The 26,045-nt window shown below is 67.8% G+C and carries 23 protein-coding genes and 1 tRNA gene; 12 read left to right on the top strand and 12 right to left on the bottom strand.

What is annotated here, in order from left to right:
• Positions 1-261 precede the first annotated feature (261 nt).
• Positions 262-747, top strand: coding sequence for a tripartite tricarboxylate transporter TctB family protein (locus tag VES41_RS14375; protein WP_324818144.1), 486 nt, complete (start codon positions 262-264; stop codon positions 745-747).
• A 16-nt stretch (positions 748-763) separates the two neighbouring features.
• A complete protein-coding gene (locus VES41_RS14380) occupies positions 764-2,278 on the top strand; it encodes a tripartite tricarboxylate transporter permease (protein WP_324818147.1) in 1,515 nt (504 codons plus the stop codon).
• A 90-nt stretch (positions 2,279-2,368) separates the two neighbouring features.
• Here VES41_RS14380 and VES41_RS14385 read toward each other — a convergent pair whose 3' ends face one another.
• Complete coding sequence (locus VES41_RS14385) at positions 2,369-2,731, bottom strand: HU family DNA-binding protein (RefSeq protein ID WP_324818149.1); 363 nt, start codon at positions 2,729-2,731, stop codon at positions 2,369-2,371.
• Positions 2,732-2,898: 167 nt separating this feature from the next.
• Positions 2,899-2,974: transfer RNA gene (locus tag VES41_RS14390), tRNA-Ala, on the bottom strand.
• A 56-nt stretch (positions 2,975-3,030) separates the two neighbouring features.
• Here VES41_RS14390 and VES41_RS14395 point away from each other — a divergent pair.
• Positions 3,031-3,930, top strand: a complete 900-nt coding sequence (locus VES41_RS14395; RefSeq protein ID WP_324818151.1) for an alpha/beta hydrolase — start codon at positions 3,031-3,033, stop codon at positions 3,928-3,930.
• A gap of 16 nt (positions 3,931-3,946) precedes the next feature.
• On the opposite strand, the gene VES41_RS14400 is transcribed toward VES41_RS14395, so the two are convergent.
• Positions 3,947-4,924, bottom strand: a complete 978-nt coding sequence (locus tag VES41_RS14400; RefSeq protein ID WP_324818154.1) for a GMP reductase — start codon at positions 4,922-4,924, stop codon at positions 3,947-3,949.
• Positions 4,925-5,178: 254 nt separating this feature from the next.
• On the opposite strand from VES41_RS14400, the gene VES41_RS14405 reads away from it, so the two are divergent.
• On the top strand, positions 5,179-7,581 hold the full coding sequence (locus VES41_RS14405; protein WP_324818157.1) for a UvrD-helicase domain-containing protein: 2,403 nt from the start codon (positions 5,179-5,181) through the stop codon (positions 7,579-7,581).
• Positions 7,582-7,617: 36 nt separating this feature from the next.
• Here VES41_RS14405 and VES41_RS14410 read toward each other — a convergent pair whose 3' ends face one another.
• Genes VES41_RS14410 through VES41_RS14420 form a run of 3 tightly spaced genes read right to left on the bottom strand, consistent with a single transcriptional unit; the run spans position 7,618 to position 9,869 of the window.
• On the bottom strand, positions 7,618-8,421 hold the full coding sequence (locus VES41_RS14410; RefSeq protein ID WP_324818160.1) for a BPSS1780 family membrane protein: 804 nt from the start codon (positions 8,419-8,421) through the stop codon (positions 7,618-7,620).
• A gap of 4 nt (positions 8,422-8,425) precedes the next feature.
• Positions 8,426-9,487: a homoserine kinase gene (locus VES41_RS14415; RefSeq protein ID WP_324818163.1), complete on the bottom strand. Its 1,062-nt coding sequence runs from the start codon at positions 9,485-9,487 to the stop codon at positions 8,426-8,428.
• A 7-nt stretch (positions 9,488-9,494) separates the two neighbouring features.
• Entirely contained in the window at positions 9,495-9,869 is a 375-nt protein-coding gene (locus tag VES41_RS14420) for a hypothetical protein (RefSeq protein WP_324818166.1), read from the bottom strand.
• A gap of 89 nt (positions 9,870-9,958) precedes the next feature.
• Between VES41_RS14420 and polA the strand changes: the two genes are divergently transcribed.
• Complete coding sequence (polA, locus tag VES41_RS14425; RefSeq protein WP_324818168.1) at positions 9,959-12,760, top strand: DNA polymerase I; 2,802 nt, start codon at positions 9,959-9,961, stop codon at positions 12,758-12,760.
• 12 nt (positions 12,761-12,772) lie between these two features.
• Here the strand turns inward: polA and VES41_RS14430 are convergent, their stop codons facing one another.
• A complete protein-coding gene (locus VES41_RS14430) occupies positions 12,773-13,555 on the bottom strand; it encodes an exodeoxyribonuclease III (RefSeq protein ID WP_324818171.1) in 783 nt (260 codons plus the stop codon).
• Between the two features lie 97 nt (positions 13,556-13,652).
• On the opposite strand from VES41_RS14430, the gene VES41_RS14435 reads away from it, so the two are divergent.
• On the top strand, positions 13,653-13,808 hold the full coding sequence (locus VES41_RS14435; protein WP_324818174.1) for a hypothetical protein: 156 nt from the start codon (positions 13,653-13,655) through the stop codon (positions 13,806-13,808).
• Here the strand turns inward: VES41_RS14435 and VES41_RS14440 are convergent.
• Positions 13,805-15,100: a D-amino acid dehydrogenase gene (locus VES41_RS14440; RefSeq protein ID WP_324818177.1), complete on the bottom strand. Its 1,296-nt coding sequence runs from the start codon at positions 15,098-15,100 to the stop codon at positions 13,805-13,807. The genes VES41_RS14435 and VES41_RS14440 overlap by 4 nt on opposite strands.
• Positions 15,101-15,276: 176 nt before the next feature.
• On the opposite strand from VES41_RS14440, the gene VES41_RS14445 reads away from it, so the two are divergent.
• Together VES41_RS14445 and VES41_RS14450 are read left to right on the top strand one after the other, a co-directional pair.
• Positions 15,277-16,185, top strand: coding sequence for a ZIP family metal transporter (locus VES41_RS14445; protein WP_324818180.1), 909 nt, complete (start codon positions 15,277-15,279; stop codon positions 16,183-16,185).
• 84 nt (positions 16,186-16,269) lie between these two features.
• Entirely contained in the window at positions 16,270-16,506 is a 237-nt protein-coding gene (locus VES41_RS14450; protein ID WP_324818182.1) for a hypothetical protein, read from the top strand.
• Between the two features lie 6 nt (positions 16,507-16,512).
• Here the strand turns inward: VES41_RS14450 and VES41_RS14455 are convergent, their stop codons facing one another.
• From VES41_RS14455 to VES41_RS14465, 3 genes are all read right to left on the bottom strand, one after another.
• Positions 16,513-17,433, bottom strand: a complete 921-nt coding sequence (locus VES41_RS14455; protein WP_324818185.1) for a sulfurtransferase — start codon at positions 17,431-17,433, stop codon at positions 16,513-16,515.
• Between the two features lie 32 nt (positions 17,434-17,465).
• Positions 17,466-18,389, bottom strand: a complete 924-nt coding sequence (locus tag VES41_RS14460; RefSeq protein ID WP_324818188.1) for a DMT family transporter — start codon at positions 18,387-18,389, stop codon at positions 17,466-17,468.
• Between the two features lie 66 nt (positions 18,390-18,455).
• The gene (locus VES41_RS14465) at positions 18,456-19,604 is read right to left on the bottom strand and encodes an aromatic ring-hydroxylating dioxygenase subunit alpha (protein WP_324818190.1); all 1,149 of its coding nucleotides are present in this window, start codon (positions 19,602-19,604) and stop codon (positions 18,456-18,458) included.
• 188 nt (positions 19,605-19,792) lie between these two features.
• Between VES41_RS14465 and xseB the strand changes: the two genes are divergently transcribed.
• The 4 genes from xseB (at position 19,793) to VES41_RS14485 (ending at position 24,088) form a co-directional block, all read left to right on the top strand.
• On the top strand, positions 19,793-20,083 hold the full coding sequence (gene xseB, locus VES41_RS14470; RefSeq protein WP_324818193.1) for an exodeoxyribonuclease VII small subunit: 291 nt from the start codon (positions 19,793-19,795) through the stop codon (positions 20,081-20,083).
• Positions 20,080-21,000 (top strand): farnesyl diphosphate synthase, encoded by a 921-nt coding sequence (locus tag VES41_RS14475; protein ID WP_324818196.1) that lies wholly within the window; start codon positions 20,080-20,082, stop codon positions 20,998-21,000. Before xseB ends, VES41_RS14475 begins: the two co-directional genes overlap by 4 nt.
• Positions 21,001-21,014: 14 nt before the next feature.
• Positions 21,015-22,910, top strand: a complete 1,896-nt coding sequence (gene dxs, locus VES41_RS14480) for a 1-deoxy-D-xylulose-5-phosphate synthase (protein WP_324818199.1) — start codon at positions 21,015-21,017, stop codon at positions 22,908-22,910.
• An 86-nt stretch (positions 22,911-22,996) separates the two neighbouring features.
• A complete protein-coding gene (locus VES41_RS14485; RefSeq protein WP_324818201.1) occupies positions 22,997-24,088 on the top strand; it encodes a TRAP transporter substrate-binding protein DctP in 1,092 nt (363 codons plus the stop codon).
• Positions 24,089-24,175: 87 nt separating this feature from the next.
• On the opposite strand, the gene VES41_RS14490 is transcribed toward VES41_RS14485, so the two are convergent.
• Positions 24,176-26,029, bottom strand: coding sequence for a TRAP transporter large permease subunit (locus VES41_RS14490; RefSeq protein ID WP_324818204.1), 1,854 nt, complete (start codon positions 26,027-26,029; stop codon positions 24,176-24,178).
• Positions 26,030-26,045 lie beyond the last annotated feature (16 nt).

Below are 26,045 nucleotides of genomic sequence, written 5' to 3' on the forward strand. Positions count from 1 at the left end.
ATCAGCGGCGCCGAAAACGAAGAGTCTGTGAACTTTGCGGAGAAAAGTTCCTTTCAAGTTGCGTTCGTTTCTCAGGGATTTTCCTCAAGACGTGACTCAATTTGCTGCATAGCATGATGTAGTTCATTCGCGCCCGCCAGCCGTGGCCGCTCTGGCCTGCACCGGCTCCCGTTCATCTGCTTTCTCGCGCCAGCGCTGCTGCGCAACGCCGAGGAGGAGGGCGCGTTTTCGTTTTCAGCGTCATTCAGTACTGCCTTGCCAATGAAGATCAAAAGACAGAGAGATTTCTACTCGGGACTCATGTTCGCCGTCGCCGGCGCGGCTTTCGCGATCGGTGCGACCAACTACAACATTGGCGACGCTGCCCGCATGGGACCGGGGTACTTCCCGATGCTGCTGGGCGGGATCCTGTGCGTGCTGGGCCTGGTCGTCGCTGCGATCGCGCTGCGCCCTTCCGGCGAGCCGAACCCCGTGGGTTCCATCGCCTGGAAGCCCCTGCTGCTGATCATCGGCGCCAACCTGGTGTTCGGCATCCTGCTGGGCGGCATGCCCACGGTCGGCCTGCCGGCGCTGGGCCTGGTCGTGGCGATCTATGCGTTGGTCGTGGTCGCGGCGATGGCGGGTACCAAGTTCTCGCTCAAGTCGGCACTCGTGTTGGCCACCGTGCTGGCCATCGGCAGCTACCTGACCTTCATCATCGGCCTGAGCCTGCAGTTCCAGGTATGGCCAACCTTCATTTCGGGCTGAACCAGCGAGTGAGCACATGGAACTGATCGAACACCTCGCCCTCGGCTTCGAGCACGCGTTCACGCTGCAGAACCTCATGTACGCCTTCGTCGGCTGCCTTCTGGGCACGCTGATCGGCGTCCTGCCCGGCATCGGGCCCGTGGCCACCATCGCCATGCTGTTGCCGGCCACTTACGCACTGCCGCCCGTGGCGGCGCTCATTGCGCTGGCCGGCATCTACTACGGCTCTCAGTACGGGGGCTCCACCACGGCCATCCTGGTGAACCTGCCGGGAGAGTCGGCCTCGGTGGTCACTACATTGGACGGCCACCAGATGGCCAAGCAGGGCCGCGGCGGCCCGGCGCTGGCGGCGGCGGGCCTCGGCTCGTTCTTCGCCGGTTGCGTCGGCACGCTGATCCTGGCCGCGTTCGCCCCGCCGCTGACCGAACTGGCCTTCAAGTTCGGCCCGGCCGAGTACTTCTCGCTGATGGTGCTGGGCCTCATCGGTGCGGTCGTGCTCGCCTCGGGCTCGTTGCTTAAGGCCATCTGCATGATCTTCCTGGGCCTGCTGATCGGCCTGATCGGCACCGACGTCAACTCCGGCGTGGCCCGCTATTCCTTCGACATTCCTGAACTGACCGACGGCATCAGCTTCATCGCGATCGCCATGGGCATCTTCGGCTACGGGGAGATCATCGCGAACCTGTCCAAGCCCGAAGACGAGCGAGACGTGAGCGTGGCCGCGGTGCACCACCTGTGGCCGACGGCGAAGGACTTCCGTGACATGACGCCGGCGGTCCTGCGCGGCACTGCGCTCGGTTGCACGCTGGGCATCCTGCCCGGCGGCGGATCGCTGCTGTCTTCCTTCGCGTCCTACACGCTCGAGAAGAAGCTGCCGCTGCGTCCGGGCGAGAAGCCGCTTGGAACCGGCAACATCCGCGGCGTGGCCGGCCCGGAGTCGGCCAACAACGCCGGCGCCCAGACATCGTTCATCCCGCTGCTGACCCTTGGCATTCCCGGCAACCCGGTGATGGCGCTGATGGTGGGCGCGATGACCATCCACAACATCCAGCCCGGCCCGCAGGTGATGACCAGCAATCCCGACCTGTTCTGGGGGCTGATCGCGTCGATGTGGATCGGCAACCTGATGCTGATCATCCTGAACCTGCCGTTGATCGGCATCTGGATCAAGCTGCTGACCATTCCGTACCGCTGGCTGTTCCCCGCCATCGTGCTGTTCTGTGCCATCGGCGTCTACTCGACCAACAACAACACCTTCGACGTCTGGATGGTCGGCCTGTTCGGCATCGTCGGCTACATCTTCCACAAGCTGGACTGCGAGCCGGCGCCACTTCTGCTGGGGCTGATCCTCGGCCCGATGATGGAGGAGAACCTGCGGCGGGCACTGCTGCTGTCGCGCGGGGACTGGGGCGTGCTCGTGACGCGGCCGATCTCCGCCGGCCTGCTGGTCGCGGCCGTCCTGCTGCTGATCATCGTGCTCAGCCCGACCGTGCGCTCGAAGCGCGAAGAGGCTTTCGTCGAGGAAGGCTGACCGGCCTGGCCGGTTGCACCGGCCGTGGCCCAAACAAAAAAGGCGAGCCCATGGGCTCGCCTTTCTTCTTGTCGCGAAAGCGGCGTCAGGTCACTTCTTCTTGGCAGGCGCCTTCTTGGCGGCAGCCTTCTTGGCCACGGGCTTGGCCGCAGCCTTCTCGGCCTTGCGCTTGGCAGCCTTCGGGTCGACGGCTGCCTTGAACGCTGCGCCCGGCACGAACTTCGGCACCTTCGCCGCGGCAATCTTGATCTTGGTGCCCGCTTGCGGGTTGAAGCCCGAGCGTGCTGCGCGCGCCACCTGCTTGAAGGTACCGAACCCGATCAGTTGGACCGCGTCGCCCTTCTTCACTGCGTTGACGATGCTCGAAGTCAGCGTTTCCAGGATGCGCGCGGCCTCGGCCTTGCTCACGTTGTGGGTGGTGGCGATCTTCTCGACCAGCTCGATTCGGTTCATTCGGATTCCTTGATGTGATTGAAATTGCGCCGCGTTGCCTGCGGCGTTCCCACGTGCGGGGGCGGCGCGGAGTTTACCGGGTCCGCTGGTGACGCCTGTGCGACGCAACGCGCCATGCGTCGCGCCCAAAGAAAAAGGCCTTGAAGACAAGGCCTTTTCAGATTGGTTGGTGGAGAGGAGGAGGATCGAACTCCCGACCTCCGCATTGCGAACGCGGCGCTCTCCCAGCTGAGCTACCCCCCCAACGCAGGGCGCGAGTGTACTCCGAAATCCGCCGGGGCGCGTGCCATCATTGCGGCATGGACAGACGCAAGAAGAGCCTTCCCAAGCCCCGCCTGCACGACGCCGACTGGCTCGAGCGCATGTACAACAACCGGGCGCTGGTGCCGGACTTCAACGACTACTTCACCCGCTGGACCGAGGAGTCCGAGCGCGTGCGCCAAGCCCAGCCTTGCACCATCGACCTGCCCTACGGCACCGGCGGGGAGGGTGAGCGGCTGGATGTCTTTCCGGCGGACGTCGCGGGCGCGCCGGTGCTGGTATTCATCCATGGTGGCTACTGGCGCGCGCTGGACAAGCACCAGCATTCGTTCATCGCCCCGGCCTTCACGCGGCAGCAGGTCTGCGTGGTGATACCCAACTACGCGCTGTGTCCCGGCACGGACGAGTCGCCGGTGACCATCGCCCATATTGCGATGCAGATGACGCGTGCGCTCGAATGGACTTGGCGGCATGTGGCGGCCTATGGTGGCGATCCCCGCCGCATCACGGTGGCGGGCCATTCCGCCGGCGGGCACCTCGCGGCGATGTTGCTGGCTTGCGACTGGCGCTCGGTGGCACCGGACTTGCCGGAGCGCCTGGTGCGCAACGCGCTGTCGATTTCCGGGCTGTTCGATCTCGAGCCGCTGCGGCGCGCGCCGTCGTTCCAGTCTTCGCTGCATCTGACGCCTGACGAGGTGCCGCGCATCAGCCCGGCACTGTGGCCAGCGCCGGCCGACGGCGTACTGTTCAGCACGGTCGGAGGCGACGAGAGCCCCGAATTCCTGCGCCAGAACCGGCTGATCCGCCGCGCCTGGGGCAAGCGGGCGGTGCCGGTATGTGAAGCGATGCCCGGCCGGCAGCACTTCAGCGTGCTCGACGCGCTGGTCGACCCGGCCCACGCGCTGAATGCGCGGGCGATGGATCTGCTGCGCGCCTGAGCGGCGCGCGCGGGCGCTACATCAACAGGTGTTCGCCGGCGTTGTCGCCGCCCAGGGTCACGTAGTTGACCTTGCGGATGTCCATCAGCTTGAGGCCGCCGGCGTAGCTGATGGAGCTCTGCACGTCCTGCTCCATCTCCACCAGGGTGTCGGCAAGCTTGCCCTTGACCGGCTCCAGGATGCGCTTGCCTTCGACGTGGCGGTACTCGCCCTTGTTGAAGTCGCTGGCCGAGCCGTAGTATTCCTTGAACAACTGCCCGTCCACTTCGACGGTGTTGCCCGGCGATTCCTCGTGGCCGGCGAACAGCGAGCCGATCATCACCATCGACGCGCCGAAGCGGATGCTCTTGGCAATGTCGCCGTGATCGCGGATGCCGCCGTCGGCAATGATCGGCTTGGTCGCCACCCGCGAGCACCACTTCAGGGCCGACAGTTGCCAGCCGCCGGTGCCGAAGCCGGTCTTCAGCCGCGTGATGCACACCTTGCCCGGGCCAATGCCGACCTTGGTCGCGTCGGCACCCCAGTTTTCCAGGTCGATCACGGCCTCGGGCGTGCCCACGTTGCCGGCGATCACGAACGAGGCGGGCAGCTTCTTCTTGATGTAGCCGATCATGTTCTTCACGCTGTCGGCGTGGCCGTGCGCGATGTCGATCGTGATGTACTCGGGCACCAGGCCGGCCTCGGCGAGCTGGTCCACGGTCTGGTAGTCGGGCTGCTTGACGCCCAGCGAAATCGACGCGAACACGCCGTGCGCGTGCATCTCGCGAACGAATTTCACATTGTCGATGTCGAACCGGTGCATCACGTAGAAGTAGCCATTCTTGGCCATCCAGGTGCAGATGTCCTGGTTGACGACGGTCTTCATGTTGGCCGGCACCACCGGAATGCGGAAGCTGCGGCCGCCGAACTCGACGCTGGCGTCGCATTCGGAACGGCTCTCCACGCGGCACTTGCGCGGCAGCAAAAGGATGTTTTCGTAGTCGAAGATCTGCATGACCAGGCTCCTGGAGAGGAAGTCGTTTAAAGCACAAACGGATGAGCGCTTGGCCTGGCCGGTCTTGTGGCGCCGCCGGTTGCTGGAGCCGCTGCTGGAGCGGTAGCACCCGGGTACATCCTTGGTGGATGGGCCACGAAAAACCGGGCGCAAGAATCTTGGGCCCGGTGATTGATTCTACGCCAAGGCCCCGTCCGGCGCAGTCGGCGGGATTTGTATGAGCCTCATACGCCGCGCTTTCTACAATCGAGCCAATGTCCCCCGAATTCCCGCCCGCCGCTGCCGCCACTTCTCCGCTGCTTGCGAACCTCAACCCGGAACAGCGTGCTGCCGTCACCTTGCCCGAAGGGCACGCGCTGATCCTCGCCGGCGCCGGCTCGGGCAAGACGCGCGTGCTGACCACGCGCATCGCATGGTTGCTCCAGACCGGGCAGGTCAGCTCGGGCGGCGTGCTGGCCGTCACCTTCACCAACAAGGCGGCCAAGGAGATGCTCACCCGCCTGCAGGCCATGCTGCCGATCAACGTGCGAGGCATGTGGATCGGCACATTCCACGGCCTGTGCAATCGCTTCCTGCGTGCCCACTGGAAATTGGCCGGCCTGCCGGCGGCCTTCCAGATCCTCGATACCCAGGACCAGCTGTCGGCGATCAAGCGCCTCATGAAGCAGTTCAACGTCGACGACGAGCGCTACCCGGCCAAGGAGACGCAGTGGTTCATCGCCGGCGCCAAGGAAGACGGACTGCGCCCGCGCGACATCGAAATCCGGCGTGAGGAAGACCGCAAGCGGGTGGAGCTCTACCAGCTGTACGAAGAGCAGTGCCAGCGCGAGGGCGTGGTCGACTTCGGCGAGCTGATGCTGCGCAGCTACGAGCTGCTGCGCGACAACGACGCCGTGCGCGAGCACTACCAGCGGCGCTTCCGCTACATCCTGATCGACGAGTTCCAGGACACCAACCGCCTGCAGTACGCCTGGATCAAGATGCTGGCCGGCAACACGGTGGGCGGCCGCTTCGTTTCCGGCCACGGCAGCGTGCTCGCGGTGGGCGACGACGACCAGAGCATCTACGCCTTCCGCGGCGCACGCGTGGGCAACATGGCCGACTTCGTGCGCGAGTTCGAGGTCGAGCACCAGATCAAGCTCGAGCAGAACTACCGCAGCTTCAGCAACATCCTCGATTCGGCCAACCATCTCATCAACCACAACACCCAGCGGCTGGGCAAGAACCTGCGCACCGACCAGGGGCCTGGCGAGCCGGTGCGCGTCTACGAGTCGCCGACCGACTTCGCCGAGGCGCAATGGCTGGTCGAGGAGATGCGCCAGCTGGTGCGCGAAAACGGCATCGAGCGCAAGGAGATCGCGGTGCTCTACCGCAGCAACGCGCAAAGCCGCGTGCTGGAAACCGCGCTGTTCAACGCCGGCGTGCCCTATCGCGTGTATGGCGGCCTGCGCTTCTTCGAGCGGGCCGAGATCAAGCATGCGCTGGCCTACCTGCGGCTGCTCGAGAACAAGGATGACGACACGAGCTTCCTGCGCGTGGTCAATTTTCCGCCGCGCGGCATCGGCGCGCGCACCATCGAGCAGTTGCAGGACGCCGCCCGCGCCGCCGGCAGTTCGCTGCATGCGGCTGTCGGCGCGGTGGCCGGCAAGGCGGGCGCCAACCTCGCGGCCTTCGTCGCCAAGCTGGACGTGCTGCGCGAGCAGACCCAGGGCATCAGCCTGCGCGAGATCATCGACCTGGTGCTGCAGCACAGCGGCCTGATCGAGCACTACCGGGCCGAGCGCGAGGGTGCCGACCGCATCGAGAACCTGGAGGAACTGGTCAACGCCGCCGAGAGCTTCGTCACGCAGGAGGGCTTCGGCCGCGATGCGGTCGCACTGCCCGTCGACGAACTGCGCCAATCCGCCGCCAGCCAGGGCATCGACACCAGCCGCCCGCTGATCGACGAGGCGCTGCCGGCGCCCGATGCCGAAACCGGCGAGACGCTCAGTCCGCTGGCCGCGTTCCTGACCCATGCGGCGCTGGAGTCGGGCGACAACCAGGCCCAGCCGGGGCAGGATGCCGTGCAGCTGATGACGGTGCACGCCGCCAAGGGCCTGGAGTTCGACTGCGTGTTCATCACCGGCCTGGAAGACGGCATCTTCCCGCACGAGAACTCCATGAGCGATCGCGAAAGCCTCGAGGAAGAGCGGCGCCTGATGTACGTGGCCATCACCCGCGCCCGCCAGCGCTTGTACCTGAGCCATTCGCAGACGCGCATGCTGCACGGGCAGACCCGCTACAACCTGCGCAGCCGCTTCTTCGAGGAGCTGCCCGAATCGGCGCTCAAGTGGCTCACACCCAAGCGCCACGGCTTCGGCGCGCCGTCTTCATCGTCGTTCGACCGGGGCAGCTGGGGCGGGCGCGGCGCGAGCGGCGGCGGTGGCTGGACCAACTACGACCGCGACAGCCTGGCCGGCGCCCCGGTGCCGCCGCAGAAGGCCCCCCCAGCGCACGGCTTGCGCTCGGGCATGCAGGTGTTCCACAACAAGTTCGGCGAAGGCACGGTGCTGGCGCTGGAAGGAGCGGGCGACGACGCGCGGGCGCAGGTGAAATTCGCGCGGCACGGCGTCAAGTGGCTGGCGCTGGCCGTGGCCAAGCTCACGCCCATCCCCTGACCGCCCGGCGCGGACGCCGCCGCCCGCGGGCAGCGCTCAGTCGGCGCTGAAGCTGTCGCGAAAGCTGAACCAGACCGAGCTGAAGAACATCGCGGCCAGCACGAGCGCGCCGCCGATCATCACCACGCTGCCGATGGCGCCGACGCCGTCGCCGCCGCCCATCGCGCCCACCGCCATCAACAGCCCGGTGAGCAGGCTGATGCCGATGCCTACCGCGATGAACACGCCCAGCCAGACGACGCCAAATACGGTCAGGGCGCCGATGTTGCGCATGCAGGCCACCAGGCTGAAGAAGATGCTCTTGACCGGCGGTACGCCATGCCAGTGCATCAGGGCCGGTGCATGCCAGAACGCCAGCGACAGCGGGATGTACAGCGCCATCGCGATCCACACCGCCAGCTGGAAGCCGGGTTGCTCGGCAACCTCCTGGGTCAGCGGGCTGCCGAGGAGGTAGACGGCAGCAAACTGACCGCCGTCGGCCAGGGCCGAGATGGCCATCACGACGAGGAAGCCGACTGCGTACATGGCGCCGAGCACCAGCAGCGGGCCGATGTCGCGCTTGACTGCCGCCAGCGCTGCCAGAAACACGCTGCCGGCCGGCGGCTTGCCCTGCGGCGCCTGGGCGGAGTGGGCGGCAGCGGCCATCAATGCCAGCGTCATGGATGGCAGCAGTACCAGCGCCAGCGTGCCGCCGACCATCGGAACCTGCGAGGCGATCGACACCACGGCCATGAAGACGAAGAACAGCGCCACGAACGCCATCGGTTGGCGCATGAAGGTCGACAGCCCCTGTCTGACCCAGAGCGTGCCGGTGCGGGCGGGGACGATTTGCAGCTTCATGGAATCAGGCCGCGCAACTCGCCGCGTTGTCGCGGGCGATCACGTCGTAGGGGTGCAGGGCGAGGGCGCGATGCCGCAGCACGCGCTCGAAGTGGCCTGGGTCGTGCGGCTTGAGCATGGAGGCCTCGCGCGGCAGGTGATAGTCCCACAGCCGCGAGATCCAGAAGCGCAGTGCCGCCGCGCGCAGCATCGCCGGCAGCAGTGCGCGCTCGGCGGCCAGCAGGGGCCGCACGGATTCGTAGGCCTGCAGCAGCGCGGCCGCGCGCTGGGGATGGTCGACGCCGGTGGCCAGGTCGATCGCCCAGTCGTTCAGGCACACGGCCAGGTCGAACAGCCAGTGGTCGGTGCCGGCGAAGTAGAAGTCGAACACGCCGCTCAGGTGGGGCGGGTGGCCGGGCTCGTCCTCGCGAAAGGCGAACATGGCGTTGTCGCGGAAAAGGTCGGCATGCACCGGCCCGCGCGGCAGCGCCGCGTAGGCGGCCGTTTCGGCCACGTGATTCTGGTATGCAAGCTCGCCCGCCAGCAGCGCGGCCTGCCGGTCGTCCAGGTGGGGCATCACGACCGGGGCGGTTTCGTTCCACCAGGCCAGCCCGCGCAGGTTGGGCTGGATGCGCGGGAAGTCGCGGGCCGCCAGGTGCATTCGCGCCACCAGGCGCCCCACCTCGGCGCAGTGCGCCTCGGTCGGCGCGAGTTCGCTGCGGCCGGACAGGCGCTGCACCACGGCCGACGGCTTGCCGGCAACGGTGTGGAGCAGTTCGCACGGAGCATTGGCGGGAATTTCCAGCGCGTGGCCTTCGGCGGGAGCGATGGCCGGATCGGCGAACGGTGCCGGCACCGGGATGCCCTTGTCCGCCAGATGCTTCATCAGGCAAAGGTAGTAAGGGAGCTGCTCGGCGTGAAGACGCTCGAACAGCGTGAGCACGAATTCGCCACGGTCGGTGGTGGCGAAATAGTTCGTGTTCTCGATCCCGCCCTCGATGCCCTTGAGCGCGCACAATTCACCCAGACCCAGGCGCGCCATCAGCGCGCCGGCTTCGTCGAACCCGACTTCGGTAAAGACAGCCACCGGGAAACTAGAACTTCAGGACGTTCCAGAGCGCGGGTCCGGTGCCGCCGCCGGCGTCGCCCTCGCCCTGGTTGTTGGTGCGGGTCTTGTTGCGCGGCACGACCTCGTACTGGGGCATGTTGCCCCTGGGCGTGACGGTGATGTCCTTGGTCTCGCCGCCGACGCGCAGTTCGTCCACCTTGGTGCCGCCGTCGTCGATGTGGATGCGCTCGATCTTCTGGTTGTGGCGGCCGTCCGTGCCCTGCAGGTCCCGGCCGGCCGGCAGGTTCGCATCAGGCGCGGGGGCGGGCGCGGGTGCCTGGGCCAGGACGTAGCCGGCCGATGCCGCACAGGCGAGCGCGATGGCAACGGCGGGGAAGGATGGGAGGGTCGGGCGGGCCATGATTGGGCTATTGTAGGTGTCGCCGTGGCCGCGTGCGCGCCTGTCGAACGCATTGCCGGCGCCCTGTTGGCGGCAGGCACAATGCCCGGATGAGCGACAACAAGACCCTGCTGCTGGTAGATGGATCGAGCTACCTGTACCGCGCCTTCCACGCCATGCCGGACCTGCGCGCCGTGCCCGGCGACCCCAACAGCGCGGCCACCGGCGCCATCCGCGGCATGATCAACATGATGACGGCGCTGCGCCGCGAGGTGCGCGCCGATTTCGCCGCCTGCGTGTTCGACGCGCCGGGCAAGACCTTCCGGGACGAGTGGTATCCGCAGTACAAGGCCAACCGCTCGCCCATGCCCGACGACCTGCGCAGCCAGATCGCGCCGATTCACGAGGTTGTGCGCCTGCTCGGCTGGCCCGTGCTGTGCGTGCCGGACGTCGAGGCGGACGACGTCATCGGCACGATGGCCCACCTGGGCGAGGCGCAGGGTCTGCAGGTGATCGTCTCCAGCGGAGACAAGGACCTGAGCCAGCTGGTGACCGATCGCATCACCATCATCGACACCATGAACGGCAAGAAGCGCGACGTCGCCGGCGTCACCGCGGAGTTCGGCGTGCCGCCTTCGCTCATGGTCGACTATCAGACCCTGGTGGGCGACTCGGTGGACAACGTCCCCGGCGTCGAGAAGGTGGGACCGAAGACGGCGGCGAAGTGGCTGACGCAGTACGGTTCGCTCGACGCGCTGCTGGCGCATGCGGCGGACATCAAGGGTGCCGCCGGCGAGAACCTGCGCAAGGCGCTCGACTGGCTGCCGCAGGGCCGGCGCCTGGTCACCATCCGCACCGATTGCGACCTGGCGCAGCACGTGGCCGGCCTGCCGACGCTGGATGCCATCGCCATCGGGCCGCAGCAGGTCGAGCCGCTCAAGGCGTTCTACGACCGATTCGGGTTCAAGTCGCTGGTCAAGGCGCTGGAGGCGCAGGAGGTGTCGCCGGAGCTGGTCGAAGGCCTGGGCGCCAAGCCTGCGCGAGGCCAGGCGCCGGACGCGCCGGGCCTGTTCGACTCCGTCAGCGACGCGGCCGCCTCGGTCGCGAGCAACCTGCGCTACGACACCATCCTCGATTGGGCCCTGTTCGACCGCTGGCTGGCGCGCGTGCAGTCGGCCGACCTGGTGGCGCTGGACACCGAGACCGACTCGCTCGACGAGATGGTGGCGCAGATCGTGGGCATCTCGTTCTCCGTCGAGCCCGGCGAAGCCGCCTACATTCCGCTGGCGCACAACTATCCCGACGCGCCCGACCAGTTGCCGCGCGACGAGGTGCTTGCGCGCCTCAAGCCGTGGCTGGAGGACGAGAGCCGCAAGAAGCTCGGGCAGCACGTCAAGTACGACCGCCATGTGCTGGCCAACCATGGCATCGAGGTGCGCGGCTTCGCGCACGACACCATGCTGCAGAGCTACGTTCTGGAGGCGCACCGCCCGCACGGCCTGGCGAGCCTGGCCGAGCGCCATGTGGGCCGCAGCGGTATCGATTACGAAGATCTGTGCGGCAAGGGCGCGCACCAGATCCCGTTCTCGCAGGTGGACATTGCCCGCGCCGCCGAATACTCCTGCGAGGATTCCGACCTCACGCTGGACGTGCATCGCGTGCTCTGGCCGCAGATCGAGGCCGACGACAAGCTGCGGTTCGTCTACCAGCTGGAGATGGACAGCAGCGAGGCTCTGTACCGCATGGAGCGCAACGGCGTGCTGATCGACGCCGCGGTGCTGGCGCAGCAGAGCCAGGAGCTGGGCACGCGCATGCTGGCGCTCGAGAAAGAGGCGCACGAACTGGCAGGCCAGCCCTTCAATCTCGGCAGTCCCAAGCAGATCGGCGAGATCTTCTTCGGCAAGCTCGGGCTGCCGGTGGTCAAGAAGACGCCCAGCGGCGTGCCCAGCACCGACGAGGAAGTGCTCGAGAAGCTGGCGCAGGACTATCCGCTGCCGGCGCGCATTCTGGAGCACCGCGGCTTGTCCAAGCTCAAGGGCACCTACACCGACAAGCTGGGCCAGCTGGCATTGCCGCGCACGGGCCGCGTGCACACGCACTATGCGCAGGCGGTGGCCGTGACGGGCCGCCTGTCGAGCAACGACCCCAATCTGCAGAACATCCCGATCCGCACACCCGAGGGGCGCCGCGTGCGCGAGGCCTTCGTCGCCCCGCCGGGCAGCGTGATCGCCAGCGCCGACTACTCGCAGATCGAGTTGCGCATCATGGCCCACATCAGCGGCGACGAGGCCCTGCTGCGCGCCTTCACGGAAGGCATGGACGTGCACCGCGCCACGGCCGGCGAAGTGTTCGGCGTGGCGCCCGAGGCGGTCAGCAGCGAGCAGCGCCGCTACGCCAAGGTGATCAACTTCGGCCTGATCTACGGCATGAGCAGCTTCGGCCTGGCGCGCAACCTGGGCATCGAGAACGCGGCCGCCAGGAACTACATCGACCGCTACTTCGCGCGCTACCCGGGGGTCAAGGCGTACATGGACAACACGCGCCTGTCGGCCAAGTCGAAGGGCTACGTGGAGACCGTGTTCGGCCGCCGGCTTTACCTGCCGGAGATCAATTCGCCGAACGGGCCGCGCCGGGGCGGGGCCGAGCGCGCCGCCATCAATGCGCCCATGCAGGGCACCGCGGCCGACCTGATCAAGCTGAGCATGGTCAAGGTCCAGCAGGTGCTGGACGAGCAGCGCCGCGGCACGCGGATGCTGCTGCAGGTGCATGACGAACTGGTGTTCGAAGTGCCCGAGGACGAGGTCGAATGGGTGCGCGCGGAGGTGCCCCGCCTCATGGCCGGCGTGGCCGACCTCAAGGTCCCGCTGCTGGCCGAGGTGGGCTTCGGCCCCAACTGGGACAAGGCGCACTGAGCTGCGGCCCGGTCAGCCATCGGGCATCGCCAGTTCGATCCAGGCCGGTGCGTGGTCGCTGGCGCCCGGCCTGCCGCGCACGTCGCGGTCCACGCCGGCGCCGCGCAGCATCGGCGCCGCCTCGGCGTTCAGGAGCAGATGGTCGATACGAAGCCCGGCGTCGCGGGCATAGCGGTTGCGCCAGTAGGTCCAGAAGGTGTAGGGCACGCGGTGCGGGTGGCAGGCACGAATGGCGTCGGTCCATCCCTGGTCCAGCAGGTCCGCGAAGGCCGCGCGGCTTTGCGGCTGCAGCAGCGCGTCGTCGCGCCAGGAGGCGGGGTTGTAGATGTCGGCATCCGTCGGCACCACGTTGTAGTCGCCGGCCAGCACGACCGGCAGGCCGCACGCGGCCAGCTCGCGCGCATGCGCGTTGAAGCGCCGGAACCAGTCGAGCTTGTAGTCGAACTTGGGCCCGGGCTGCGGATTGCCGTTGGGCAGGTACAGGCAGCCGATGACCACGCCATCGACCACCGCCTCGATGTAGCGGCTCTGGGGGTCCGCCTCCAGGCCAGGCACGCCGCGTCCTGTCTCGATCGGTTCGCGCCCGCGCGCCAGGATGGCGACGCCGTTCCACGACGGCTGCCCGAAGGCGACGACACCGTAGCCGGCCTTGCGGACTGCATCCAGCGGCAGCCTGGCCTGCGGCGATTTGAGCTCCTGCAGGCAGGCGACGTCCGGCTTCGACTCAGCCAGCCATTCGAGCAGCCGGTCGAGCCTGCTGCCGATGCCATTGATATTGAAGGTGGCGATCTTCATCTTGGCGCGGAGGACGAGAATAGGGGGCGAGGCTGCACCTTACATTGTCCCGGCGCAGCCAGGATGAGCAGCCGCTGCATAAGCAAAGGAGCGTTCCATGCCCAATACCAGGATTCCGTCCGAGGACGATCCGGCGCAGCATCCGGTCGAACCCGAGTTTCCGACCGATCCCGACAAGGACAATCCGCATTCGGACGAGGGCAAGCCCGGCGCCGACGAGAATGCCGCCGGCTTCGTGAAGGAAAAGAACTAGCCCCGGGCGGCAATGCGGCCATGCGGCGAACTGCTGCCTCCGGGTGAGCGGATGCCGTCTCCGGGGGCCTCCAGCAGCTTTGCGATGCGAGTGGCGGAGCCGAAAGCCAGCGTCAGGCCGAGCGCCCCGTGGCCGGTGTTGAAGAGCAGGTTGCCCGGTGCGCCCGGCACCTGCCCGACGATGGGCTGGCCGGTCGGCGTGGCGGGCCGCAAGCCGGCCCACGGGTTCAGGTGCTCGAAACGGCTCGCGCGTGGAAACAGCGCCCGTGCGGCCAGTTCCAGCGTGCGGATGCGGTCGGGTGCGACGCTGCGCTCGTGCCCGACGAGTTCCACCATGCCCGCCACCCGCAGGCGCTGGCCCAGGCGCGCGAACACCACCTTGCGCGCGCTGTCGGTCACGTTCACGCGCGGCGCCGCGTGCGGGCCCGCGCCTTGGTCAACGTCCAGCGTGATGCTGTAGCCCTTGAGGGGGTAGATCGGCAGGTCCACGCCGACCGTTCGGGCCAGCCGTGGCGAATCGCTGCCCAGCGCGAGCACGAATGCGTCGGCCGCGATCTCGCCGGCGCGGGTGCGCAGGGCGGCGACGTCGTGGCGGTCGCGCCGGAAACCGAGCACCTCGTGGTCCAGGTACATGGCCGCTCCATTCTTCGCGAGCGCTGCCGACAGCGCCCGGCACAGCTTCAGGCCGTCGATGGCGCATTCGCTCGGCGTGTGCACGGCGCCGGCGAAGTGATCGCGGTAGCCGGCCAGCGCCGGCTCGACGGCCAGGCACTGTTCGACGTCCAGGACCGCCTGGGCGGCGCCGCCGAACCGATGCTGGAGTTCCACCTGGCGCCGCGCCGCGTCCATTGCCTGCGGGCCCGGCTGCAGTACCAGCTTGCCGGTGCTCGAGAAGTCGCAGTCGGCCTTCAGGTCGGCCAGTGCCAGTTCCAGGGCGGCGCGGCTTTGCGCGGCCAATGCCAGCAACTGTGCCGTCGTCTCGTGCGACTGCGCGCTGTTGCAGGCGCGCAGGAAAGCCAGCGCCCAGCGCCATTGGCGGGGGTCGAGCCGGGGGCGCAGCTTGAGCGGCGAATCCGGTGCCAGCAGCAGCTTGGGCAACTGTGCCCAGATCGACGGATCAGCCAGCGGCTGCACGTAGGAATAGCTCAGCTGTGCGCCATTGCCGCTGCTGGTGCCGCTGCCCGGGGCGGCGCGGTCGACCACGGTGACGCGGTGGCCGGCGCGCTGCAACTGCCAGGCGGTGGCCAGGCCGGCGATGCCGGCGCCGAGCACGCAGACGTGGGATGGAGACATGGCCGGAGCATCGCATGAAGCGGACCATCGGCGCCGGCGCACGCGTCCGATCGGCCTGATGGGGTTGACGTCGTTGCTAAGATCAAAAAAAGCACTGGCCGGGGTCGCCGTGGAGGGCGAATCGCTGCCCGCCACGTCTCTGCGGCCCGGCGTCACGGCCTCTTCCTTCTTCAATCATGCAATTGATCGCAATTCTGCTGGCGACGCTCATCGCCGGCATCGGCAGCGTCTGGATCGCGGCCTTTCTCATCCGCCTGCGCCGCCCCGGCTCGCCCGGTGATGCCGGCGCGCAGTCGCTGCTGAGCCTGGCCGCGGGCGCCCTGCTGGCAACCGCCTTCATGCACCTGCTGCCCGAAGCGTTCGAAGCCGGGGTCGAGCCAGGGGTGCTGTTCGGCGTGCTCCTGGGAGGGCTGGTGCTGTTCTTTCTGCTCGACAAGGCGGAGTTGTGGCATCACGGGCACGAGCACCACCACGGAGGCGATGCCGGCGGCCACGGCCATGCGGGTGACCACGGCGCCGGTCACGACCATCATGGCCACGGCCATCCGGGGCACGGGCACGGCCGGTCCGCCGGCGGCTGGGCGGTGCTGGCCGGCGACAGCGTCCATTGCTTCGGCGACGGCGTGCTCATCGCCTCGGCCTTCATGGCGGACCTGCGGCTGGGGGCGGTGGCGGCGCTGGCGGTGCTGGCGCACGAAGTGCCGCATCACATCGGCGACCTGGTGGTGCTGCGCCAGACCTCGACCGATGCACGGGCGGCCTTGCTGAAGGTATCGCTCGCCGGGACCGTGACGGCGCTGGGCGGGCTGCTCGGGTGGTGGCTGGTCGAGCGCCTGCAGGGCCTGCTGCCGTACTTCCTGGTGCTGGCCGGCAGCAGCTTCATCTACGTGGCGCTGGCCGACCTGATTCCCCAGTTGCAGCGCCGCCTAAGCGCCCGGCAGACGGGCGCCCAGGTGGCGTGGCTGCTTGCCGGCATCGTGCTGGTCACCGTGGTCAGCCGGCTGGTGCATCACGGCGAACACGAGCATGCCCACGGCGACCATGCGCACGAGGCGCACGAAGAGCACGACGGCCACCGCCACTGACGAAAGCGCCGAGGGGGCTGGCGCCGGGCGCCGATCGCGCGCACCATCGGGGGCCGACATTTGAGCGTCGTCAGGAACCCGATCATGAAGCGCCAGCCACGCAAGACCCAGCCACCCGCGGCTGCCAAGGCCGCGCCGGGCAAACAGCTGCCCGAGGCCCATCTTTTCGAGCCGCCGGAAAGCGAGGACGAGGACGAATCCGACGTGCCGGACGAACTGGCCGAGGAGACCGGCCTCGACCTGCATGATGCGAGCGATCTCGACGCCGACAACGTGACGGCCGACGAGGAGTCGGAGCGCGTCCTGCGCGCCCCGGACTGACGCTGGCTAGGGCTGCGGGCCTTGCCGCGTGGGCAGCCCCGGGTTGTTGCTCCACTCGCTCCAGCTGCCGGCGTACAGCGCCGTAGGCGCGAAGCCGGCAATGCGCATGGCCAGAACGTTGGGCACGGCGCTGACGCCGCTGCCGCAGTGGTGCACGACCGTGTCCGGCGCGCGGTCGGCGAGCAGGGCCTCGAACTCCGCGCGCAACTGCTCGGCCGGCTTGAAGCGGCCGTCCGGCCCGATGTTCTCGCCGAACGGGCGGTTGAGCGCGCCGGGAATGTGTCCGGCCACCGGGTCGAGTGGCTCGACCTCGCCGCGGTATCGCGGCGCCGCGCGCGCATCCACCAGCGTCTGTCCCGGCGTGCCGAGCGACGCGGCCACCTGTGCTGTATCCACAAGCCGCTCGAGCGGTGTGCCGGGCACGAAGTTCGACTGGAAGTGCGCCGGCTCGTCGCGGCCCGTGACCGGGTTGCCTGCCGCCTGCCAGGCCTGCAGGCCGCCGTCGAGCACGGCCACCGCCTCGTGGCCCATCCAGCGCAGCATCCACCACAGCCGGCCGCAGTAGTTGCAGCCGTTGCGGTCGTACACCACCGCCTGCATCGCGTTGGTGAAGCCCACGCTGCTGAGCCAGGCGGCAAACCGCTCGCGGCTCGGCAAGGGGTGGCGACCACCCGAGGCGGGCACGCCGGCCTCCTTCTGGGTGATGACGTTGCCGTCCTTGCCCGGCACGCCATGCCTGGCGCTCAAGGCGTTGTCCAGGTCGGCGTGGACGGCGCCGGGAATGTGCGCTTCGCGGTAGGCACGCTCGCCGGCCTCGGGCTGCATCAGGTCGAAGCTGCAGTCGAACACCATCAGTGCGGTGGCATTGTCCGGCCGGGCCTGGAGCTGGCGCAGTTCCTCGGGAGAGATCAGGGTGGTGTAGGCCATGGGACCATTCTCGCGCTTCGCGGGCTCTCCGCTCAATGTTCCTCGGCGGGCGCCTTCGGCACGGTGCGCTGGCGCAGCACGGTGGCGCCGATGCCGCTGGCGATGATCAGGCCGATGCCGGCCCAGGCCGGGCCGTCGATCGGGTCCTTGAATAGCAGCAGGCTGTAGATGGCGGCGAAGACGATGCCCGAATACTGCAGGTTGGCCACCAGGAGCGTCGCTGCGGGCGTGTGCGCGCTCGAATAGGCGCGCGTCATGCACAGCTGCCCTCCCGCTGCCAGCAGGCCGACCGGCAGCAGCCACAGCGCATGCCCCCAATGCCACGGCGACATGCCCGTCAACAGCATGCCCAGGCCGCCGAACACGGCCGAACCCATGGCGAAATAGAACACGGTGCGCGTCTCGGGTTCGCCGATGCGCGCCAGCGCGATCACCTGCATGTAGGCGAAGGCGGCGGTCATGCCCGAGAGCAGGCCCATCAGGCCGGCAAAGGCCTGTTCGCCGCCGATGCTCGGGCGCAGCACCAGCACCACGCCGCCGAAGCCGACCAGCACGGTGAGCACCAGCGGAACCTGCAGCGGCGGCGCCGCCACGCGGCCGTCGCGCCCGCGCAGGGGCACCCAGGCCAGCAAGGCGCCGCCGACCAGGAAGGCGGCGATCCACACGCTGCTCATGTAGTTGAGCGTCATCGCGGTGGCCAGCGGCATGCCTGCGATGGCGTAGAACCAGGCACCGAGCGACGCCACGCCGATCGCGCTGCGCCAGGCGTGCATGCCGGGGTACCGGGTGCGCAGCGTCACGCCCTGGCGGCGCGCCAGCAGCCACAGGAAGAGCATTCCGATCACGCCGCGCCAGAACACCAGTTCGCTCATCGAGAACCAGGCCGATGCGATCTTGACGCACACGCCCATCGAGGCGAACAGCAGTGCGGCCAATATCATCCAGAGCGCTTGCATGCGTGTCCTTGGACAGTAAAAAGCCCCGGCACTGCAAGCAGCTGCCGGGGCGAGGTTGTCGGGGATTCAGTTCAAAGGGGTTGGCCCGAGGGGGGCGATCTGTTCGCGGTACCACTCGTGGAAGTGCTGCATGCCGTCTTCCATGGGGCTCTGGTAGGGGCCGCGTTCGTCATCGCCGCGCTGCATCAGGGCGCGGCGGCCGGCGTCCATGCGCAAGGCGATCTCGTCGTCCTCCACGCAGGTTTCCATGTAGGCGGCGCGTTGCGATTCGACGAAGTCGCGCTCGAAGGCGGCGATCTCCTCCGGGTAATAGAACTCCACCATGTTGAGCGTCTTCTGCGGCGAGATCGGGTGAAGCGTCGACACCGTGAGCACGTGCGGATACCACTCGACCATGATGTGCGGGTAGTAGGTCAGCCAGATCGCGCCGTGCTTGGGCGGCTTGCCCTGGCGGTAGGCCAGCAATTGCTCGTGCCAGCGCTCGTACACGGGGCTGCCGGGCCGGCCCAGCCGGTTGGCGACGCCGACCGTCTGCACCGAGTAGTTGCTGCCGAATTCCCAGCGAAGGTCGTCGCAGGTGACGAAATTGCCCAGCCCGGGGTGGAACGGCCCGACGTGGTAGTCCTCCAGGTAGACCTCGATGAAGGTCTTCCAGTTGTAGTCGCACTCGTGCATCTCGATGTGGTCGAGCACGTAGCCGTCGAAGTCGAGCTCGGCCCGCGGGCCCAGGCGCGCCAGGTCCGCGGCGATGTTGCGCCCGTTGTCCTCGAACAACATCCCGTTCCATTCCGTGAGCGGGTAGTTGCGCAGGTTCAGGCACGGGTCCTGTGCGAAGTGCGGCGCGCCGATGAGCGTGCCGGACGGCCGGGACGGATCGCTCGCCGCGTAGGTCCAGCGGTGGAGCGGACAGATGATGTTGCCCCCCGACTGCGCCGGCAGCGTGCCGCGGCCGCGCAACATGACGGCCTGGCGGTGCCGGCAGACGTTGGACACCAGTTCGACGCCGTTGGGCGTGTTCAGGAGCGCGCGCCCTTCGTTCTCCTGGGGCAGGGCGAAGTAGTCGCCACGCTCGGGCACCGCCAGCCGATGGCCCACGTAGCGGGGGCCCCGGGCAAAGAGAAGCGCCATTTCCTGCGCGAAGAGGGCTTCGTCGAAGTAGGCGGAAACGTGGAGTTGGCTCGTGGCCTGCTGCAGTTGAAGACTTAAATCAGACATGGGTGACCTGACCAAGCTCCCCACAGGGAGGTAGAAACGGGAATTGAAAACAGAAACGCAAAAAAGCACACGACCCAGCCAAGCGCGTGCACGCTTGCTGAGTCGTTGTCGGAGAGCGGCCAATTGTACCCCGGGTACGTGCTGCGGGGGCGCAGCCTAAAATGTCAGGTTTGACGCAACCAAGAGCAATGCCCAAGGCCGCCCCCGCTTCCCCTACCGAAACCCTGTTCCAGGCGGCCGCAGAAGGCGCAGGGGACACGGCTGCCGCGGCCTTGCCCGCCACCTACGAGGCTGCCTTGCAGGAGCTCGAGCAGCTGGTCGCCGCGCTCGAATCCGGCCAGCTTCCGCTCGACGAGCTGCTGGGCAGCTACCGGCGCGGCGCCGAACTGCTGACGTTCTGCCGCGGCAAGCTGCAGGCCGTCGAGGACCAGATCAAGGTGCTGGACGCGGGCAGCCTCAAGGCATGGGCGGTCGAATGACGCACGCCGGGATCGACTGCGAATGGGACGCGGCGCGTCTGGCCGCCTGGAGCCAGCCGCGGCTGGCGCGTGTCGAGGCGGCGCTGTCGCGCTGGGTCGGCGTGGAAGCCCCGGTGCTGCTCGGCGACGCCATGCGCTATGCGGTGCTCGACGGCGGCAAGCGCCTGCGTCCGCTGCTGGTGCTGGCCGCCAGCGAGGCGGTGGGCGGGAACGAGGACGCGGCATTGCGCGCAGCCTGCGCCGCCGAGTTGATCCACGCGTATTCGCTGGTGCATGACGACCTGCCGTGCATGGACAACGACGTGCTGCGCCGCGGCAAGCCCACGGTTCACGTGCAGTACGGCGAAGCCGATGCATTGCTCGCGGGTGACGCGCTGCAGGCATTGGCGTTCGAGCTGCTCACGCCGGAAGGCGCCGGCATCGCACCCGCCGTGCAGGCCCGCCTGTGCCGGCTCCTGGCGCGTGCAGCCGGCAGCGAGGGCATGGCCGGCGGCCAGGCGATCGACCTGGCCAGCGTCGGCCAGGCGCTCGACGAAGCCAGCCTGCGCCAGATGCACCGCCTCAAGACGGGCGCCCTGCTGCAGGGCAGCGTCGAGATGGGCGCAGCCTGCGCCGAGCAGGTGCCGGCCGAGGCGCTGGCCGCGCTGCGAGACTACGGCGCGGCGATGGGGCTGGCCTTCCAGGTGGTGGACGACATCCTCGACGTCACGGCCGATTCCGAGACGCTCGGCAAGACCGCCGGCAAGGACGCCGCCAGCGACAAGCCCACCTACGTTTCGCTGCTCGGGTTGCAGGGCGCGCAGGCCGAGGCCGTGCAACTGCTGCGCGAGGCGCTGGCGGCGCTGGACCGTTGCCCGCTGCCGGAGACCGGTGCGCTGCGCGCGCTGGCCCGCATGGTCGTCGAGCGCGACCGATGAACACAAGGCCCACGATGGTTCCGATTCTCCCTTCCATCTCCGATCCGGCAGACCTGCGCCGGCTCGACCGCGAACAGCTCAAGCAACTGGCCGACGAGGTCCGCGCCTGCGTGCTCGACAACGTCTCGCGCACCGGCGGCCACCTGAGCTCCAACCTTGGCACGGTGGAGCTGACGGTGGCGCTGCACTACGTGTTCAACACGCCTGAGGACCGCATCGTCTGGGACGTCGGCCACCAGACGTACCCGCACAAGATTCTCACCGGGCGGCGCGAACGCATGCCGTCGCTGCGCCAGCTCGGCGGCCTGTCGGGCTTCCCGCAGCGCACCGAAAGCGAATACGACACGTTCGGCACCGCGCATTCGTCGACCAGCATTTCGGCGGCACTCGGCATGGCGCTGGCGGCCCGGCAAAAGGGCGAGGACCGGCGCTGCGTCGCCGTCATCGGCGACGGCGCCCTGACCGCCGGCATGGCCTTCGAGGCACTCAACAACGCGGGCGTGGCCGACTGCAATCTGCTGGTCATCCTGAACGACAACGACATGTCGATCAGCCCGCCAGTGGGTGCGCTCAACCGCTACCTGGCCCAACTGATGAGCGGCAACTTCTACGCCGCGGCCAAGCAGGTCGGCAAGAGCGTGCTGCGCAAGGCGCCGCCGCTTTTCGAACTGGCCAAGCGCCTGGAGGAGCATGCCAAGGGCATGGTGGTGCCGGCCACGCTGTTCGAGCAGTTCGGCTTCAACTACGTCGGCCCGATCGACGGGCACGACCTCGAGTCGCTCGTTCCCACGCTCGAGAACCTCAAGCACCTGGAAGGCCCGCAGTTCCTGCACGTGGTCACCAAGAAGGGCCAGGGCTACAAGCTGGCAGAGGCCGATCCGGTGGCCTATCACGGCCCGGGCAAGTTCGACCCGCTGATCGGCTTGGTCAAGCCCGCCACGGCGCCCAAGACCACCTTCACGCAGGTCTTCGGCCAATGGCTGTGCGACATGGCGGCACAGGATGGGCGGCTGGTCGGCATCACGCCGGCCATGCGGGAAGGCTCCGGGCTGGTGGAATTCGAGCAGCGCTTTCCAGACCGCTACTACGACGTCGGCATCGCCGAGCAGCACGCGGTGACCTTCGCGGCCGGCATGGCTTGCGAGGGACTCAAGCCGGTGGTGGCCATCTACTCGACGTTCCTGCAGCGCGCCTACGACCAGCTGGTACATGACGTCGCCATCCAGAATCTGCCGGTGGTGTTCGCACTCGACCGTGCCGGACTGGTCGGCGCGGACGGTGCCACGCATGCCGGGGCGTATGACATCGTCTACCTGCGCTGCATTCCGAACATGAGCATCGCCTGCCCGGCCGACGAGGCCGAATGCCGGCAGTTGCTGACCACCGCCTACGAGCAGGACCACCCCGTGGCGGTGCGCTATCCGCGCGGTGCCGGCGTGGGCAAGGTGCCCCGGCAGACGCTTGACGCCCTGCCGTTCGGCAAGGGAGAGATCCGCAGCCAGGGCGCCCGCATCGCCATCCTCGCCTTCGGCACGCTGCTCTATCCGGCCTTGGCCGCGGGCGAGGCGGTCGGCGCGACGGTGGCCAACATGCGCTGGGCCAAGCCCCTCGACCGCGACCTGCTCATGGAGATCGCGCGCGGCCACGAGGCGATCGTCACGCTGGAAGAGGGCGCCGTCATGGGCGGCGCCGGCAGCGCCGTGCTGGAGGCGCTGCAGGACGCCGGGCTGGTGCGCCCGGTCCTGCAACTGGGCCTGCCGGATCGCTTCATCGAGCATGGCGATCCGGGCAAGCTGCTGTCCTCCGTCGGCCTGGATGCGCGCGGGATCGAGCAATCGATTCGCGAGCGCTTCGCGGCGCTGCTCGATCAGGGTTTGCCCGCAGGGAAAACCCGGGCCGGCGTTGTGTAAGTGCTTTTTACAATCGTGCGGCTAATCTGCGTCTGATGCGCGGCCACGAGCCGCGCATTTTTTTCCATGCATACGGAGTCAATTTGATGGATCGTCGTTCCCTTATCAAAAATGCCGGCATCGCCGGCATCGCCGGCGTGCTGGCCACCGGCCTCGCCCCTGCCGTCCATGCGCAGGCGGCGGTTCGCTGGCGCCTGGCCTCGAGTTTCCCCAAGTCGCTCGACACCATCTTCGGCAGCGCCGAAATGCTCTCCAAGACGGTCAAGGCCCTGTCGGGCGGCAAGTTCGAGATCTCGGTGCACCCCGCCGGCGAATTGATGCCTGCCTTCGGCGTGGTCGATGCGCTGCAGAACGACAGCCTGGAGATGGCGCAGACGGCTGCGTACTACTTCACCGGCAAGGATCCGATCTTCGCGTTCAGCTGCGCCGTGCCGTTCGGACTGACCGCACGCCAGAACACGTCGTGGAAGGACTACGGCAACGGCCGCAAGCTGCTCGACGCCTTCTTCGAGCAGTACAACTTCCGCACCGCCAGCGCCGGCAACACCGGCACCCAGATGGGCGGCTGGTATCGCAAGGAAATCAAGTCCGCCGAAGACCTCAAGGGCCTGAAGATGCGCATGGGCGGCGGCGTGTTCGGCGAGTCGATGGCCAAGCTCGGCGTCATCTCGCAGAACATGCCCGCCGGTGACGTCTACCAGGCGCTGGAAAAGGGTACGCTGGACGCGGCCGAATTCGTCGGCCCGCACGACGACCTGAAGCTGGGCTTCAACAAGGTCGCGCCCTACTACTACTACCCCGGCTGGTGGGAAGGCGGCGCCGACCTCGAGTTCTTCATCAACAACAAGGCATTCGCCAAGCTGTCGGACGAGAACAAGGCCATCCTGGATGCGGCCTGCAAGGTCGCCGCGACCGACATGACGGCGAAGTACGACGCCTACAACCCGGTGGCGCTGAAGAAGCTGGTCGCCGACAAGACGCAGCTCAAGCCGTTCCCGAAGTCGGTGATGGACGCGGGCTTCAAGTCCGCCATGGAAGTGTTCGCCGAACACGAAGCGAAGTCGCCGGACTTCAAGAAGATCCACCAGGACATGCGCGCCTTCCAGCGCGACCAGATCCTGTGGAACCGCTTCTCGGAGTTCCCGTTCAACCAGTACATGAACGGTGTGAAGATCTGACGCATGCGGCCGCCTCTGGCGGCTGTCCAATGAAAAAGCCGCGCATTGCGCGGCTTTTTCATTGTTGCGGCGCTGCGGCGCGCCGGGCTACTTCTGCTGCGGCTGCATCGAGTTCTGCAGGTCCTTGAGCGGGTCGTCGGCCGGCGCCTCCGGCGCGGCCTCCGGCGTCGCGCCCGGTGCGGGCGCCGCCGGCGCGGCCTCCGGCGCCGCGGGTTCGGCTGGCGCGGCCGGCGCGGGCTCGGTGCCGGCACCATAGCCGCCGTCGGAGCCGTAGCCGCCGCCACTGCCGCCGCCTTGCAACTGGTCGCGCAACTGGTCGCCGATCTGTTGCAGGTCGACCTTCTGGGCCTTGTCCAGGTTGCCCGTGACCAGGCCCGGGAAGGCAATCAGCACGCCCACCATGAATATCTGGATCAACACGAACGGAACCACGCCGCGGTAGATCTGCATGCTCGTCACCGGCTGCGTCAGCTTCTGCGTCACCCGGTCGATGTAGGGCTTCTCGGGCGCGACCGAGCGCAGATAGAACAGCGCGAAGCCGAACGGCGGGTGCATGAACGAGGTCTGCATGTTCACCGCCAGCAGGACGCCGAACCAGATCAGGTCGATGCCCAGCTTGTCGGCCACCGGCCCGAGCAGCGGCACGACGATGAACGACAGCTCGAAGTAGTCCAGGAAGAACGCCAGGAAGAAGATCAGCACGTTCACCAGCACCAGGAAGCCGACCTGGCCCCCCGGCAGGTCGGTGAGCAGGTGCTCCACCCAGATCGGGCCGGCCGCGGCCTGGAACACCAGGCTGAACATGGTCGCGCCGATCAGGATGAACATCACGAAGCTGCTGAGCTTGGTGGTGGTGGCCAGCGCCTGGCGCAGCAGATTCATGTCGAGCCGGCGGCGCACCACGCCCATGATCAGCGCCCCCATGGCGCCCATGGCGCCGCCCTCGGTGGGCGAGGCCACGCCCAGGAAGATGGTGCCCAGCACCAGGAAGATCAGCAGCAGCGGCGGGATCAGCACGAAGGTGACCCGCTCCGCCAGGCGCGACAGCAGGTTCAGTCCGCTGAACTTGTTGATGACCGCGATCAGGAACGCGACGAACGTGCCGCCGCACATGGACACCACCACCTTCTCGTCGGTGGCCACGAAGGTGACCGGGTGGCCCTTCCACCAGCTGTGGATGTCGTTCATGTGGTGCGCCATGAACAGCCCCACCGCCGTCGAGATGGCCATGACCACCACCAGCGAGGCATAGCCGCCGCTGCCGTTGGGCTCGCGGTAGATGCGTGCTTCGGTCGGCAGCGCCGGCACCATGGTCGGGCGGAAGATCGCCAGGAAGATCACGTAGAGGGTGTAGATGCCCACCAGCACGAAGGCCGGAATGAACGCGCCCTTGTACATGTCGCCCACGCTGCGGCCGAGCTGGTCGGCCATGATGATCAGCACCAGCGATGGCGGGATGATCTGGGCCAGCGTGCCGGATGCGGCAATCACGCCCGAAGCCAGCCGCCGGTCGTAGCCGTAGCGCAGCATGATGGGCAGCGAGATCAGGCCCATCGAGATCACGGAGGCGGCGACCACGCCGGTGGTGGCTGCCAGCAGCGCGCCGACGAACACCACCGCAAGGGCCAGGCCGCCGCGCATCGGGCCGAACACCTGCCCGACGGTGTCGAGCAGATCCTCGGCCATGCCGCTGCGCTCGAGTATGAGCCCCATCAACGTGAAGAACGGCACCGCGAGCAGCGTGTCGTTGGCCATGATGCCGATCAGCCGCTGCGACAGCCAGGACATCACCGAGGCCTGGAACACGCCGAGCTCGACGCCGAGGAAGGCAAAGAACAGCCCGGCGGCGCCGAGGCTGAATGCCACCGGGAAGCCCAGCAGCAGGAAAAGGATCAGCCCCGCGAACATGATCGGGGCGAAGTTGGTGACAATGAAGTCCATGATGGCTAGCGAGTGA

The organism is Variovorax sp. (assembly GCF_035634955.1).
Taxonomy (GTDB): domain Bacteria; phylum Pseudomonadota; class Gammaproteobacteria; order Burkholderiales; family Burkholderiaceae_C; genus Variovorax.

Coding starts and splice junctions, on each gene's coding strand:
- VES41_RS14375 (WP_324818144.1), top strand. CDS start 262: ATGAAGATCAAAAGACAGAGAGATTTCTACTCGGGACTCATGTTCGCC.
- VES41_RS14380 (WP_324818147.1), top strand. CDS start 764: ATGGAACTGATCGAACACCTCGCCCTCGGCTTCGAGCACGCGTTCACG.
- VES41_RS14385 (WP_324818149.1), bottom strand. CDS start 2,731: ATGAACCGAATCGAGCTGGTCGAGAAGATCGCCACCACCCACAACGTG.
- VES41_RS14395 (WP_324818151.1), top strand. CDS start 3,031: ATGGACAGACGCAAGAAGAGCCTTCCCAAGCCCCGCCTGCACGACGCC.
- VES41_RS14400 (WP_324818154.1), bottom strand. CDS start 4,924: ATGCAGATCTTCGACTACGAAAACATCCTTTTGCTGCCGCGCAAGTGC.
- VES41_RS14405 (WP_324818157.1), top strand. CDS start 5,179: ATGTCCCCCGAATTCCCGCCCGCCGCTGCCGCCACTTCTCCGCTGCTT.
- VES41_RS14410 (WP_324818160.1), bottom strand. CDS start 8,421: ATGAAGCTGCAAATCGTCCCCGCCCGCACCGGCACGCTCTGGGTCAGA.
- VES41_RS14420 (WP_324818166.1), bottom strand. CDS start 9,869: ATGGCCCGCCCGACCCTCCCATCCTTCCCCGCCGTTGCCATCGCGCTC.
- polA (WP_324818168.1), top strand. CDS start 9,959: ATGAGCGACAACAAGACCCTGCTGCTGGTAGATGGATCGAGCTACCTG.
- VES41_RS14430 (WP_324818171.1), bottom strand. CDS start 13,555: ATGAAGATCGCCACCTTCAATATCAATGGCATCGGCAGCAGGCTCGAC.
- VES41_RS14435 (WP_324818174.1), top strand. CDS start 13,653: ATGCCCAATACCAGGATTCCGTCCGAGGACGATCCGGCGCAGCATCCG.
- VES41_RS14440 (WP_324818177.1), bottom strand. CDS start 15,100: ATGTCTCCATCCCACGTCTGCGTGCTCGGCGCCGGCATCGCCGGCCTG.
- VES41_RS14445 (WP_324818180.1), top strand. CDS start 15,277: ATGCAATTGATCGCAATTCTGCTGGCGACGCTCATCGCCGGCATCGGC.
- VES41_RS14450 (WP_324818182.1), top strand. CDS start 16,270: ATGAAGCGCCAGCCACGCAAGACCCAGCCACCCGCGGCTGCCAAGGCC.
- VES41_RS14455 (WP_324818185.1), bottom strand. CDS start 17,433: ATGGCCTACACCACCCTGATCTCTCCCGAGGAACTGCGCCAGCTCCAG.
- VES41_RS14460 (WP_324818188.1), bottom strand. CDS start 18,389: ATGCAAGCGCTCTGGATGATATTGGCCGCACTGCTGTTCGCCTCGATG.
- VES41_RS14465 (WP_324818190.1), bottom strand. CDS start 19,604: ATGTCTGATTTAAGTCTTCAACTGCAGCAGGCCACGAGCCAACTCCAC.
- xseB (WP_324818193.1), top strand. CDS start 19,793: ATGCCCAAGGCCGCCCCCGCTTCCCCTACCGAAACCCTGTTCCAGGCG.
- VES41_RS14475 (WP_324818196.1), top strand. CDS start 20,080: ATGACGCACGCCGGGATCGACTGCGAATGGGACGCGGCGCGTCTGGCC.
- dxs (WP_324818199.1), top strand. CDS start 21,015: ATGGTTCCGATTCTCCCTTCCATCTCCGATCCGGCAGACCTGCGCCGG.
- VES41_RS14485 (WP_324818201.1), top strand. CDS start 22,997: ATGGATCGTCGTTCCCTTATCAAAAATGCCGGCATCGCCGGCATCGCC.
- VES41_RS14490 (WP_324818204.1), bottom strand. CDS start 26,029: ATGGACTTCATTGTCACCAACTTCGCCCCGATCATGTTCGCGGGGCTG.